At 31.0% G+C, this 14,468-nt stretch carries 15 protein-coding genes; 11 read left to right on the top strand and 4 right to left on the bottom strand.

Annotation, left to right across the window (positions count from 1 at the left end; all coding sequences use genetic code 11):
- Window positions 1-77: 77 nt before the first annotated feature.
- Window positions 78-998, bottom strand: coding sequence for a DUF4349 domain-containing protein (locus ACTB1H_RS06775; RefSeq protein WP_463262081.1), 921 nt, complete (start codon window positions 996-998; stop codon window positions 78-80).
- A 144-nt stretch (window positions 999-1,142) separates the two neighbouring features.
- Here ACTB1H_RS06775 and ACTB1H_RS06770 point away from each other — a divergent pair, with 144 nt between their 5' ends.
- Window positions 1,143-2,009 carry a polysaccharide deacetylase family protein gene (locus ACTB1H_RS06770; RefSeq protein ID WP_463262080.1) on the top strand — a complete coding sequence of 289 codons (867 nt, stop codon included), beginning with the start codon at window positions 1,143-1,145 and terminating at the stop codon, window positions 2,007-2,009.
- Between the two features lie 10 nt (window positions 2,010-2,019).
- On the opposite strand, the gene ACTB1H_RS06765 is transcribed toward ACTB1H_RS06770, so the two are convergent.
- Window positions 2,020-3,819 (bottom strand): M3 family oligoendopeptidase, encoded by a 1,800-nt coding sequence (locus ACTB1H_RS06765; RefSeq protein WP_463262079.1) that lies wholly within the window; start codon window positions 3,817-3,819, stop codon window positions 2,020-2,022.
- A 155-nt stretch (window positions 3,820-3,974) separates the two neighbouring features.
- Here ACTB1H_RS06765 and msrB point away from each other — a divergent pair, with 155 nt between their 5' ends.
- The 10 genes from msrB (at window position 3,975) to ACTB1H_RS06715 (ending at window position 13,070) form a co-directional block, all read left to right on the top strand.
- Window positions 3,975-4,409, top strand: coding sequence for a peptide-methionine (R)-S-oxide reductase MsrB (gene msrB / locus ACTB1H_RS06760; protein ID WP_463262078.1), 435 nt, complete (start codon window positions 3,975-3,977; stop codon window positions 4,407-4,409).
- 84 nt (window positions 4,410-4,493) lie between these two features.
- Window positions 4,494-6,122: a DEAD/DEAH box helicase gene (locus tag ACTB1H_RS06755; RefSeq protein ID WP_463262077.1), complete on the top strand. Its 1,629-nt coding sequence runs from the start codon at window positions 4,494-4,496 to the stop codon at window positions 6,120-6,122.
- A gap of 23 nt (window positions 6,123-6,145) precedes the next feature.
- Window positions 6,146-7,159: a threonine aldolase family protein gene (locus tag ACTB1H_RS06750; protein ID WP_463262082.1), complete on the top strand. Its 1,014-nt coding sequence runs from the start codon at window positions 6,146-6,148 to the stop codon at window positions 7,157-7,159.
- Between the two features lie 184 nt (window positions 7,160-7,343).
- Window positions 7,344-8,474: a glycerate kinase gene (locus tag ACTB1H_RS06745; protein ID WP_463262076.1), complete on the top strand. Its 1,131-nt coding sequence runs from the start codon at window positions 7,344-7,346 to the stop codon at window positions 8,472-8,474.
- A 1-nt stretch (window position 8,475) separates the two neighbouring features.
- Window positions 8,476-9,390, top strand: coding sequence for a tRNA modification radical SAM protein MnmL/YtqA (mnmL, locus tag ACTB1H_RS06740; protein ID WP_463262075.1), 915 nt, complete (start codon window positions 8,476-8,478; stop codon window positions 9,388-9,390).
- A 26-nt stretch (window positions 9,391-9,416) separates the two neighbouring features.
- Window positions 9,417-9,986 (top strand): DJ-1 family glyoxalase III, encoded by a 570-nt coding sequence (locus ACTB1H_RS06735; RefSeq protein ID WP_463262074.1) that lies wholly within the window; start codon window positions 9,417-9,419, stop codon window positions 9,984-9,986.
- A gap of 88 nt (window positions 9,987-10,074) precedes the next feature.
- Window positions 10,075-11,019: an LCP family protein gene (locus ACTB1H_RS06730; RefSeq protein WP_463262073.1), complete on the top strand. Its 945-nt coding sequence runs from the start codon at window positions 10,075-10,077 to the stop codon at window positions 11,017-11,019.
- A 22-nt stretch (window positions 11,020-11,041) separates the two neighbouring features.
- Window positions 11,042-12,052, top strand: a complete 1,011-nt coding sequence (gene fni / locus ACTB1H_RS06725) for a type 2 isopentenyl-diphosphate Delta-isomerase (protein ID WP_463262072.1) — start codon at window positions 11,042-11,044, stop codon at window positions 12,050-12,052.
- 36 nt (window positions 12,053-12,088) lie between these two features.
- Window positions 12,089-12,322 carry a glutathione S-transferase N-terminal domain-containing protein gene (locus ACTB1H_RS06720; RefSeq protein WP_463262071.1) on the top strand — a complete coding sequence of 78 codons (234 nt, stop codon included), beginning with the start codon at window positions 12,089-12,091 and terminating at the stop codon, window positions 12,320-12,322.
- A 1-nt stretch (window position 12,323) separates the two neighbouring features.
- Window positions 12,324-13,070, top strand: coding sequence for a biotin--[acetyl-CoA-carboxylase] ligase (locus ACTB1H_RS06715; RefSeq protein ID WP_463262070.1), 747 nt, complete (start codon window positions 12,324-12,326; stop codon window positions 13,068-13,070).
- Here ACTB1H_RS06715 and ACTB1H_RS06710 read toward each other — a convergent pair whose 3' ends face one another.
- A complete protein-coding gene (locus ACTB1H_RS06710) occupies window positions 13,071-13,604 on the bottom strand; it encodes a biotin transporter BioY (RefSeq protein ID WP_463262069.1) in 534 nt (177 codons plus the stop codon).
- A 60-nt stretch (window positions 13,605-13,664) separates the two neighbouring features.
- Entirely contained in the window at window positions 13,665-14,345 is a 681-nt protein-coding gene (locus ACTB1H_RS06705) for a hydrolase (protein WP_463262068.1), read from the bottom strand.
- Window positions 14,346-14,468: the final 123 nt, after the last annotated feature.

Raw genomic sequence — 14,468 nt, 5'->3', positions numbered from 1 at the left:
AAATTTAGACTGTCTTAATGAACCGCCAAGTACCGAACGGTATGCTTGGTGGTGTGAGAGGACGGTAATTAAAATAATTAATTACCTCCTACTCGATTGTCCGAATTTTCTTCAGGTGGATAATTTAAATTCTTTTTATTACGTTTCATGAAATATTTTACTATGAAATAGATTAGCACAGCGAGGAGAACTATGAAGAAAATATTGGAGACTATAAATATAATGAATTGCTCAATAAAGCTAGAAAATCTATCAATCGCATCGTTAAATGCAACTTTCAATTTAGTAAAAAAGCTTGCATTTACACCTGCAGAACTAGTCAATTTGTTGACCTCGTAAATAGAAACACTAAAAGTTGTGAAATCAATTCTTTCATCAAGGCCTTGTAATTCTGATTTTAAATATTCTTTTTGAGTTATCACATCACTTAATTGATTTTCAATCGCAATTATATCTTCTATCCTTTCAGCTTTTTCCAAAAGGCTTAAGAGCCTTTCTTCTTTTGTTTCAAGGACTCTTAACCTTGATTCAGTATCTTTATAGTACTTTGATACATCTTGTTTTGATGTATATTCACTTGTAATATTTCCAATATCGGCAATTGCTTTTTTAAAATTCATTACATAATCTTTTGGGATTCTAATCTCATAATAAGCATATCTATCATATTTATTATAATTTTCTGTTACATAACTATCGTAAGAAATTTGAGAATTTACTATATAACCATTATTTGCTTCTATTAACTGATTTAACCTATCTAGAGTTTTCTCATACTCTAGAGTTTCCATGTTCATAGTGATCGTAGTGATAACTTTTTCTGGATCTATAGAGCTACTCTTATCACCGGTAAATTCAGGGGTTTCTCTTGGAAGTTCAGGACTGACTATTCCGGAGTCAATTTGAGAAGATTCATCAGCTTTGCTACAACCAGATATGATTGAAAAAGTAAGTATCAACGACAATAAAATCAAACTTAGCTTTTTATATTTCTTCATTATAATTCATCTCCTTTAGAATATTATAGCACCATCAAATAAAAAGTGGTTACAAATAAATTACATTATTTATCATTAAATATTTAGATTTTATTGCCGATATTATGTATAATGATATATATAACTATAAATTAGGGGGCAGAAATGAATAAAAAATATATTATTAAAAGTTTTATGATTTTATTTTTATTCTTGTTTATTAGCTCTACAAGAATAGAGGCTACTGAAGGAATAAAACCAATTAAAGTTCCTGTTCTTATGTATCATCATATTAGCGATGAAGTCAACAATTCTATGGTGGTAAGCAAAGACAAATTTTATGAGGATATGATAACATTAAAAGAAGCTGGATATGAGGGAATATTTTTAACGGACCTTTATGAATACTTACAAGGAAACACTACTTTGCCAGATAAGCCAATAATAATTACATTTGATGATGGATATTCTTCATTCTATGAAATAGCTTATCCAATAGCACAGGAAACTAATATGAAACTCACGGTTTCAATAATAGGTTGGTCGGTAGGACGGGATAAGATGGTGGATAATAAGACGCCTATTATACCTCACTTTTCTTGGATAGAAGCAAAAGAAATGTTAGACAGTGGATTGATAGATATTCAAAATCATACATATGACCTACATTCCCCTGAAGGATACAGCCTTGGATTAAACAATCCAACTGCAAAGGGAATGATGAAGTTAAATGGTGAGAATAACTATAGATATAGGATTAGGTTGAGGGATGATCTAATTACATTGAATTATTTAACATACAATAATACAGGTCATATTCCATCTTTTATTGCATATCCATATGGGATGTATTCAGATTTAACGGAATCAGCAATTTATAGTTTTGGTTTTAAAGGAAGTCTAACATCAGATGAAGGCATTAGAGAATTTAAAACTGTAAATGATTTGAAGAAAATTCCGAGAATAAATATAACTAATTTCATAAAGAAAGAGGAGTTATTAAGAACAATTGAAAATTCAACGCTCAAATAAAGACATGGCTTTAAGCCATGTCTTGTATTATTTCATCTGCTAATTTTAAATACATATCTATTTCTTTTTCAATCAAATTTAGAGAACTTTTAAAGAAATTTTTGTCATGGACATCAACATCCATCATTTTTGCTACTTCATAAATATTGTTTTTTCCAGTCTCTCGTAATAAAGCATCATATTGTTTGACAAAAGTTTCTTTATCATCTAGATATCTTGCATATAGACCTTTTGAAAACAATAGTCCAAATGCATAAGGGAAATTATAGAAGCTTAAATCAGCTGAGTAGTAGTGAGATTTATTTATCCACATATATGGGTGTAAATAATTTTCGTCTAGACTATCACCATAAGCTTTTTTCTGTGAGTCAAGCATTATTTCATTCAATTCTTTCACAGTAAGTGGATGATCTTTTCTTCTTTCAAATACTTCAGATTCAAATAAAAATCTACTCAATATATCAACTATTACTTGTCCAGAACTTGATATAGATTCTTCTAATATAGCAATCTTCTCATCAATACTATTAGCTTCTTTTAAACTTGCATTTACTACGATAGTCTCACAAAATATTGAAGCAGTTTCAGCTATTGGCATTGGATAAGAACTATTTAATATTGACTCATCTTTCAAATTAAATCCATGATAAGCATGACCGAGTTCATGAGCTAAAGTTGTCATATTTGAAAAACTTCCATTGAAGTTTGCCATTATTCTACTTTGACCTATGCAATGAAGATTATAACAGAATGCGCCACCTCTTTTACCTTTTCGAGGCTCAACATCAAGCCAATTATTATCATAAGCATTTTTAACAAAATCTGCTAACCTATCACTAAAAGTTCTGAAATTGTCTATTATATAATTCATTGCTTCTTCATACGAAAAAGTTCTATCATTATTTCCTACAGGAGCGAACAAATCATAAAATGGAAGGCTACCTTTATGGCCTAACAATTCAGCTTTTTTCTTATAATATTTATGAAATATCCCTAAGCTTTCAGTCATTGCTTCTAACATTGCATTTAGAGTTTCTTCATCCATACGAGATTTTATTAAAGTTTCATGAAGAGGTGATTTATATCCTCTTAAATCTGTAAGGGTAATTACTTCTCCCTTTATACCGTTTATCGCCGCACTAGAGGCATCTTCTATTTTTTTGTAAGATTCAAGTTCTGCAAAATAAGCACTTTTTCTTATAGCTGGGTCTTTATCATAAGCAAGATTCCTTACTACAGGAAGGGGAAGTGTTTGTTTCTTTTCATCAATTTCAATATCTACCTCAAGAGTTGAAACAACTTTGTTTTGTAAAGCTTCCCAAGCTGAAGAACCAGTATTTACTAGCTTAGAAATAATGATTTCTTGATCTTCTGGCAATAGATATTTTGCTCTCTCTTTATTTGATAATAAAAAGTATCTATGCTCATTTAATAGAGTAGATTTTGCAATAATTTCCTCTAAATTATCAATTTCAATCAAGAAATTTTGGAATTTTACTATAGCAGGTGTTATTTCATTAGCTATTACTTCAATCTTGTCAAGATATTTAAAAGAAGCTTCATCATTAGCATCTACGGAATTAGTTAATTGTGCAAATGAAGCTAACCTAGATACTAAGTATCTATATTTTCTTAAATATTCAATGTAGGATTCTAACTTTTCTACTACATTTTCGGTATTTAAAAAAGCTTCTGCAGTCCAATCATTTATTTCTCTAACCAGTTCTTTAAAAGCAACTAGGTCTGATTGGAATTCTTGACTATCAAATGATGGATATAATTCTTTAAGACTCCAACGCAAATTTATCACCTCTCTATTTATTTCGATACACTAAAATTATAACATAGGTTTAAACTCATTCAAAGAAAATTTATATTAATAAAGGAATAAATTATTTAAATATAATCAGTTTTATTGATTGAAAAATAAATTTATGGATATATAAATACTCAAAGGTGATGATTATGAAAGATATAGATAAAGAAAAATTAAAGAATAAGTTAAGTCCAATTTCTTACAAAGTAACACAAGAAAATGCTACAGAAAAGCCATTTTCAAGTCCGCTAGAAAGCAATTTTGAAGATGGGATATATGTAGATATAGTTTCTGGAGAAGTTCTTTTTTCTTCAAAGGACAAATTCGATGCAGGATGTGGCTGGCCAAGTTTTGCAAAGCCGATAGAAGAAGATAATATTGTTAAAAGAAAAGACCTTTCTCATGGCATGATTAGAACAGAAGTAAGAAGCAAAGAGGCGGATTCTCATTTGGGACATGTTTTTAATGATGGCCCAAAGGAAAGAGGCGGGTTAAGGTATTGTATAAATGGAGCGAGTTTAAGGTTTATCAAAAAAGAGGACATGGAAAAAGAAGGGTATAAAGATTATTTGGATAAAGTTTAGAGTTCGCTCTAAACTTTTTTCTTGCTTTTATGTCGACTTAGATATATACTTATTTAGTTAAAGACAAGGAGGAAGTTTTTTTATATGGAGAAATTAAGATTTGATGAAATGGAATTTAGTGAGGCTGTGAAGAAAGGGATTAGAGATATGGGTTTTGAAGAAATGTCTCCTATCCAATCACAAGCAATACCAATTCTTCTACAAGGAATTGATGTAATAGGCCAAGCTCAAACGGGAACTGGTAAAACAGCGGCTTTTGGCATACCTTTATTAGAAATGGTAGATGCAAGTGTTAAAACAACTCAAGCACTCATACTATGTCCGACTAGGGAGCTTTCAGTGCAAGTAGCAGAAGAATTAACCAATCTAGCTAAACACATAAAAGGGTTAAATATATTGCCTGTCTATGGTGGACAACCAATAGAAAGACAGTTAAAAGGGTTAAGAACAGGGGTGCAGATTGTTGTTGGTACACCTGGAAGGGTGATTGATCACATAAGAAGAAAGACTATAAAAACAGACAAAATAAAGTACATGGTTCTTGATGAAGCTGATGAGATGTTTGATATGGGATTCAGAGATGATATTGAATTGGTAATGAACACTTTGCCAGAAGATAGACAAACGATATTTTTCTCAGCGACTATGCCTGAAGAGATAAGACAATTTGCAAAGAAATTTCAAAAGAACCCACAGTATATAAAAGTTGTGCATAAGGAATTGACTGTGCCAAAGGTAGAACAGTCATATTATGAAGTAAGATCACAGATGAAAACTGAAATACTCAGTAGACTTATAGATATTTATAACCCAAAATTGACATTGGTATTTTGCAATACAAAGAAAAAAGTAGATGAGCTTACGACTGAGCTGCAGTCAAGGGGATATCTAGCAGATGGGTTACATGGAGACCTAAAGCAAAATCAAAGAGATATGGTAATGAACAAATTTAGAAATTCTACCATTGATATATTAGTCGCAACAGACGTAGCTGCTAGGGGATTAGATGTTGATGATATTGACTTGGTTGTAAATTATGATTTGCCTCAAGATGAAGAAAATTATGTCCATAGAATCGGTAGGACTGCTAGAGCAGGTCGAAGTGGAAGGGCTTTTAGTTTTGTATCAGGTAGAGAAATTTATAAACTTAAAGATATACAAAAATATACCAAAACAACAATTGAAAGAAGAGAAATACCGACATTAAAAGATATTCAAGCAAAATATACTGAAAGCATACAAGAAAAGATAAAACAAGAGATAGAAGCTATAGAAGAAAATGATTTAACTAAATACAATCCAATATTAGATACACTGCTTTTAGAAGAGTATAGTTCATTTGACATTGCTCTTGCGCTTTTAAAGATGTACTTGGATGAAAAGAAAATATTTGAAGGTCATGAAGAAATAGAACAAGTAGATACTAAAAAGAAATACAACTCAAGTGGAATAAATACTAGATTGCATTTAAACGTAGGTAAATCCTTGGGAATCAGTCCTAGACATATATTGTCAGCGATCTTTGAAGAAACAGGGTTAAGCAAAAAAATAATTGGAAACATTGACCTTTATGATGATTTTTCATTTATAGAAGTTCCATCTGAATATGATGAGATAGTAATAAATGGACTAAACGGAAAAAAAATAAGGGGTACTAAGGTAAGAGTAGAAAGAGCAAACGCTAAAAAGAAAAAAAGCCGAAAACAATATTAATTCTGGAGGCGATAGTGTTGAAAATGTTTAAAAGCGACAACACATCCGGTATTCATCCCAAAATTTTGGAAGCAATTGTAAATGCAAACGTAGAACATGAAAGTGCTTATGGATCGGACGCAACAACACAAAAAGCTATTGAAAAATTCAGAGAAATATTAGGTAAAGATGTAGATGTTTTCTTTGTCACAACTGGTACATCAGCTAATGTAATAGCACTATCTGGAGCTCTTAGATCATACGAAGGGGTAGTAGCTTTAGATAGCGCACACATAAATGTAGATGAATGTGGAGCTTTAGAAAAATTTTCAGGGAATAAAATCATTCAAGTTCATTCAGATGATGGCAAGATATATCCAGATATAGTAAAAGATACTCTTGAAGTTCTAGGGGATGAACATGCAGTCCAACCAAGGATTATTTCTATATCTCAAGTTACTGAATTAGGAACACTATACGAGGTAGAAGAAATAAAAGAATTAGCAGATTTTGCTCATCAAAATGGTTTATATTTGCATTTAGATGGGGCTAGAATCGCTAATGCAGTATGTGCGTTGAATTCATCTTTTAAAGAGATGTTAACAGATACAGGGGTAGATTTGGTCAGTTTTGGTGGAACAAAAAATGGGATGATGATAGGCGAAGCAATTGTAGTGTTTAATGACGAATTAAAAGGAAGGTATCACTTCTATAGAAAACAAGCTATGCAATTGGTATCTAAGATGAGATTTATATCTAGTCAGTTTATAGCATATTTAGATGGTGTGTGGGAAGAAAATGCAAAAAATGCTAATGAGATGGGAATATACTTCGCTAAAGAACTAGAGAAATTCGAAGAAATAAAGCTAAGATCACAAGTAAGAGCTAATATGATCTTTGCATATATGCCTAAAGATCTAATAGAAGTACTTCATGACAAATTTGGATTTTATATAACTGATGAAAAAAATGGTTTAGTGAGACTTGTCACATCTTTTGACACTACTAAAGAAGACATAGATTTGTTTATAAAAGAAATAGAAAATTACTATAAATGATAAGCTTCGATACAATATCGAGGCTTTTTTATATGAACTTAGTTTGAGTTGACTTATATTTTTAGACAATATTAGAGGTATTTAATAAATAAAATGAATATAAATGGCAGAAAATGCTATGTTATAAATAAAATGCTTTGGGTATAATCAGTATATGAAAATACTCTAGAAAGCAGGATAACAAATGAAAGTAATAATTGCACCAAGCGGGATTAAAAACATTCTAAATTCTAATGATATGGCATTATGCATAGAAGATGGTGTTAGAAATATCGTTAAGAATGCAGATATATATAAATATCCACTGACAAATGGAGATTCAACTATAGAACAATTTCAAGCATTAGGAGCTAGAGTTTATGAAAAAGAGACTTTAGACCCTTTAGGCAGAAAAGTTCATGCAAAGTATGCTGTTATAAATGATAAAGTAATCATTGAATTAAAAGAAAGTTCAGGACTGCATCATTTAAATGTTGAAGAAAGAAATCCTCTTTATACAAATACTAAAGGCACAGGGATTTTAATTTTAGATGCTTTAAACAAAGGTTATCGAGATTTTTATATTTATACTCATGGAAGTGCGACAAATGATGCAGGATTAGGAATATTAAATGTTTTGGGTTTTAATTTTTTAGACTCGAATAACAAAGAAGTTGAGAGTAATGTTAAAGGACTTTATGCTTTGAGATACATTGATTCATCAAAAAAGGATTCAAGGCTTCTGGAAGCCACATTCACAGTAGTTACTGACTATAATGGTGATTTTTCTGGTCTTCATGGAGTAGCCTACACATATGGCCCTAGAAAAGGTGCAACTCCTTTAATGATCGAATCTTTAGATAGAGGTCTTAGAAATTTCTCATTGGTAGTAGAGAAAGAAATAGGAGTGGATGTAGAAAAGATAAGAGGAGCTGGAGCTGGAGGAGGAGTTGGAGCCGGTTTGTGCAGCTTTTTAAATGCAGACATAATCTCCTCAATAGATGCATTTTATGAAATAAGCGATTTAAAAGAAAATATTTATGATGCTGACATAGTTTTTACAGGAGCTACTGAAATTTTAAGAATCTACAATCTAAATCGTATAATGATGGACATGACAGACATAGCACACAAAAACCATGTTCCGGTTGTAGGAATATTTGGATATGCCGATAACGGAGTTCAAAAATTGTATGAATTAGGCTTTACAGGCATTTACTCATTATATAAAAACAGACTGCATATGACGAATTCCTATATTGAACCTCACGAGATTCTTATTAAAACAGTAGAATCAATAATCAGAATAATAAATGATAAACAATTCGAGGGCTAATATGTTAAGTGGAAAGCGATACAACACATTAAATGATGAACTCTATAGATTTTTTAATGAAAAAGTTTCTAAAATATCCATTGATGGAGGCTTTACTTGCCCAAATAGAGATGGACTTATAAGTGATAAAGGGTGCCTTTTTTGCAGCGAAAAAGGTGCAGGAGAGTTTACTAGGGCAAATTTAGATATAAACGAACAGATTTCTGAGCAAATTGAAATTATACGAAAAAAATGGGATGCAAATAAATTTATAGCTTATTTTCAATCATTTACAAATACTTATGGAGATTTATCAGATTTGAGAACCAAATATGAAAAAGCTCTTAATAGAAAAGAAGTTGTTGGATTAGCTATTGCTACTAGACCTGACTGTTTAAGCGATGAAATTTACGATTATTTGGAAGAATTAAATGGTAGAACTTTTTTATGGTTAGAACTTGGACTGCAGACAACAAATGATTTCACAGCAAAACTAATTAATAGAGGATATGACAAAGAAGTTTATGAAACAGCTTTATTTGAATTGAGAAAAAGAAACATTAAGGTAGTGATTCATTTGATTTTTGGATTACCAAATGAAGATAAGAATGATATGATAGAAACTGTAAAATATATTTCTAAAACAGGTATATGGGGAGTAAAATTTCATTCTCTATACATACAAACTAATTCAAGACTGTATAAATATTATCTTGAAAACAACTTTAAGCTGCTTAGCAAAGAAGAATATGTAGATATAGTATGTGAGTCTTTAACTTATTTACCTAAAGAAATGGTAATTCATAGACTCACTGGAGATGCAGACAGAAATCTCCTTTTTGAACCAAAATGGAGTTCTGATAAATTAGGAGTTATTTCTTCAATTGACAAGAGATTAAAAGAACTCCTTATTTATCAGGGAATAAATTATAGCTAGAGTATATTATATGAGGAGTTGATTATATGAATAAAATTCTTATAATGCTTGCTGATGGATTTGAGGAAGTTGAAGCATTAACTTGTGCAGATTATCTTCAAAGAGCTAGTATTGAAGCGGTTTTGGTGTCTATAAGCAATGAAAAGGTAGTAGAGGGGTCTCATAAGATAAAAGTCTTAGCAAATAAGACATTAGATGAAATACTTTCAACAGTTAATTATTCAGGTATTATCATTCCAGGAGGGCAGCCTGGAGCAACAAATTTAAAGAACAACAAAAGAGTTCTTGAACTAGTTAGAGAATTTTATGAAGAGGATAAGTTAGTTGCCTCTATTTGTGCAGGACCAACGGTACTACATGAAGCTGGCATATTAGAAGGAAAAAGAGTGACTTGTTTTCCAGGATATGGCGAAAAACTTACAGGTGCTAAAGTAGTTAATGAAATAGTTGTTAGAGATGAAAATATAATCACTGCTATGGGACCAGCAGCAGCGAACCATTTTGCAGTTAAAATTGTCGAAGCCTTAAGAGGAACTGAAAAAGCAAAAGAGCTTAGAAAAACAATACTGTTAGATATAGTTGAAAATAAAAGATGAGTTAAAACTCATCTTTTATATTTTTAAATTATTGTAATTGAACTATACTTATAGTATTATAACAATATAATATTTAAAGAGGTGCAAGATGAAAAAGCAATTTTTAATGGTATTTTTGGTTTCATTAATAGTGTTTATGTCTGTATATGGGATATTAGCAAATACAGTCTTCAAAAATCAAGAGGTCGTTGCAGAAGACCCACTAAACATTGATGAAGATGATTTTGTGAAAAATGATAAAAATGAATTGATATTTTTGCTTTTAGGAGTAGATGCTAAAGATATTAGGCATGCAAAAGGTGCTAGAACTGATACCATAATGTTAACAAGGGTAAATTTTGATACAGGTAAAATAACAATGTTATCTATACCTAGAGACACTAGAACTATAGTAAATGGGAGATTAGACAAAATAAATGCTGCTCATGCATATGGCGGAGTAGATATGACTCTTGAATCTGTAAGCAACTTAGTTGGCTTTGATATAGACTATTATGTTTTGCTAGATTACCAAATAGTAAAAGATGTTGTCGATGCAATTGGCGGTATAGAGGTAGAAGTTCCTTTTAATATGAAATATGATGATCCAACTTCTGATCCTCCACTCCACATAAATTTAAAGAAAGGGCTGCAGGTTTTAGATGGAGAACAAGCCCATGATTTTATAAGATTTAGACATAACAACGATTACACTGTAGGATACCCCGAAGGAGATGTTGGAAGAATAAAAACCCAACAGTATTTCATTAAAGAATTGGTAAAACAAACACTAACACCTAAAAATATATTCAAAATACCTAGTCTTATAAAAACATATTATGACAATGTAGATACAAATATACCCCTTAATTATATGTTAAAAGCCGCAACAATGGTAAATAAGATCGATCCTGAGCAAATGGAGACTGCTACGATACCAGGAGAGGGACAGTATATAGGGAATATAAGTTATTTTATCTATGATGGTGAACAATTGCAAGAATTAGTAAACAGCATGTTTGGAGATTACATAGTGGAACCCTTAGTTCCCTAAATAAATTCAAAGAGGTGTTAGAATGAGAAAAGCCAGAAAAAAAGAGCATGTTGAAAATTACCTAAGAACCTCTTTTAAAGGCGACAACTTATTAGGAGATGTATATTTGCCACACAATGCATTGCCAGAATTGAATTTCGAAGATATCGACACATCCCTTATTTTTTTAAACAAGAAAATTAATTTTCCAATTTTGATAAACGCAATGACAGGTGGATCTGATTTTAGCGAAGAAATCAATAGAGATTTATCAACTATTGCTAGAGATTTCAATATACCTATGGCAGTAGGATCTGAAACAATTGCATTAGAAGACGATGAGGCCGAAAAATCATTTAAAGTTGTAAGAGAAACCATTGGTGATGAAGGTATAGTTATTGGCAATATAGGTGGCCTTTCAACAGTTGAGGATGCAAGAATTGCAATAGATATTTTGAGGGCAGATGCTTTACAAATTCATTTAAATGTAGCTCAAGAGCTTGTGATGGATGAAGGTGATAGAGATTTTAAAGGAGTTCTTCAAAATATAGAATCAATAGTAAAGAATGTTAATGTTCCTGTGATAGTAAAAGAAGTAGGGTTTGGCATAAGCTATGATGTCGCAAAGAGGTTATATGATATAGGCGTAAGATATATTGATATATCTGGATTTGGAGGCACAAACTTCATTGAGATTGAAAATTTAAGAAATCCTTCAATGGATTTTACAGATTTATATTCATGGGGAATACCAACAGCAGCAAGCATCATTCAAGTTAGAAAATTACCTGATGATTTGAGAATAATCGCAAGTGGTGGCATAAGAACTAGCATGGATATTGTAAAATCAATAGTGCTTGGTGCAGACATTGCGGGAATTAGTGGAGAAATACTCTCCTACCTAGTTCATGGTGGCATACTAAATGCAAAAGAATATATGGACAACACTATTTATAAATTAAAAGTAATCATGATGTTATTAGGCAAGAAGAATTTAAATGAACTAAGAGAAGTAGATTACAAATTAACTGGGAAATTAAGAGAGATAGTTTAATTGATAGTAAATTATTCCATAATTTAGGAGGCAAAAATGAATTTAAAATTATATTATATGGATTACTGCCCATTTTGTATTAAAGTTTTAAACTTTATAAAAGAAAACAATATAGATATAGAACTTAAAAACATAAATATAAAGGAAAATCATGATGAATTATTGTCAATTGGGAAAAAAGATCAAGTACCAATGCTTTCTATTGACGGCAAACCGTTATATGAATCAGATGATATAATTGATTATTTAAAAGAAAATATTTTGAATTAAAATGAATAAAAAAAATGATCGAATTGAGGGAAAGATAATTCGTTTTAAATCCATTGAATCAACAAATGATTATGCAAAGGAAAATTTTAAACATCTAGAAAATGGAACAATAATAATAGCAGATGAACAGACCAAAGGAAGAGGAAGAGCTGGGAGAAGTTTCTTATCAAATAATGGAGGATTATACTTTAGTATTATTCACCACTCGAAAGTTGATATCTCGATGATTTCTATATTTACACAGTTAGCAGCTATAGCAGTCTTGAAAGCATTAAATGAATTTTCGATTGATGCAAAAGTTAAATGGCCAAATGATATTTTCATAAATGGCTTAAAAGCATGTGGAATTCTAACTGAGCTTATTGAAACAAGAGAATATCATGGTATAATAATCGGGATAGGAATAAATGTTAAAAGTAATCAGGATGAATTTAAAAAATTGAATATCGTTGCTACCTCAATAGAAGACGAAACAAAAATAATAATAGATAAAGAAATCCTTTTTAACAAGATAGTATCTATCTTAAAAGAAATCATATCTGATTTTGAAAAAACAAAGGATTTTTCTAAATATAAATCATTTCTAATTGAAAAATCAAACATTTTAGGCAAAGAAATCATCGTTCAAATTGGCAATCAGAAATATGAGGTTAAGGCAATAGATATAGATGATTTTGGTAATTTGCTAGTATTAAAAGATGGGAGAATAGTTCCTTTAAATTCTTCGGAAGTTCATATAAAAATATAATCATACTTTATCTTTGAGCCTATAACCTAACACAGATGCTAGAATAAGCTTTATTATATCACCTGGGATGAAAACAAGAAAACCGATTTGTAATATATAAATCACACTTATAGATTGATTTAAATAATAATTCAAAATAAATGCCATATAAGGAAGACCTATCAAATACATTGCTAAGCTGGATAATATGCTAGCTTTGAAAAAATTTGATAAGGTCTTTTTGTTTTTAGTCAAATGGCCACAAATAAAAGCTGATAATATAAAGCTTAGAAGAAATCCAAAGCTTGGTTTGAAAATAGTTTGAATACCACCTGTAAGCGATGCAAAGACAGGCAAACCAATTAGTCCTAAAACTATGTAAACAACTTGAGAAAAAGCTCCTAAATATGGACCTAATAGAAATCCTGATAACATCACAAACAAGCTTTGCAGTGTTATAGGAACTGGTCCTAATGGAATACTAATAAATGCTCCAATAGCAGTTAGTGCTGAAAATAAAGCTATTTTTGTAATATCTGTTGTTTTTAATTTCATACTTACCTCACAGCAATAGTTTTTATTATAGGATACTATGAGGCAAGTAAAATTTCAATATTATTGTTCTTTTCTATATTTTTCCATTATCTCTGAGAATATCTCACCACTAGTAGGAGGAGTATAAGTTATAGCATTTGCTCCTGCTTCTATAGTCCTCAAAATAGTCTCATCTGTTGGTCCTCCGGTAGCAATTATTGGGAATTCATTCCCTATATCCTCTCTTATCATCTTAACAATTTCATGTGTTTTTGGACCACCTGAAACATTAAGAATTCTCACTCCAGCATCGATTTTGCTCTTGTAATCATCTTTTGAAGATACCACTGTTCCTATGATAGGTATGTCAACTACTTCATACATTCTTTTTATAACTTCAGGCTTAGTTGGTGCATTAACTACAACACCATAAGAACCTAAAAGCTCTGCTTGCAAAGCAATTTGTATAGATCTCTCACCTGTAGTCAGTCCACCGCCTACTCCTGCAAAAACAGGTACATTTGCTACATTGAGAATAGAATGAATTATGGAAAGCTGAGGGGTGAAAGCATATACAGCTATTATAGAGTCTGCATTTGTGTTTTTTATGATAGCTACATCAGTTGAGAACAATAAAGACTTAATCCTTGTACCGAGTATTTTAATACCACTAGCACGATATATTACTTCAGGAACTTTTACAATCTTTCCTCTTAATTTTGTGCTTATCTCTGGGACATATTTTTCTTTATCTTTATCCATAACAAACCTCCTAATAATTTCTATCGTTTTGTAAACTTAAATGAAAATTGAGGACTCCAAACTCTCTATGGTACAATGTTCTTGCATAAAAACAAATACCTCCCAGAAAGGATGAAGTCCTCA

The organism is Soehngenia sp. (assembly GCF_055108775.1).
This window is presented reverse-complemented; position numbering and strand designations above follow the sequence as displayed.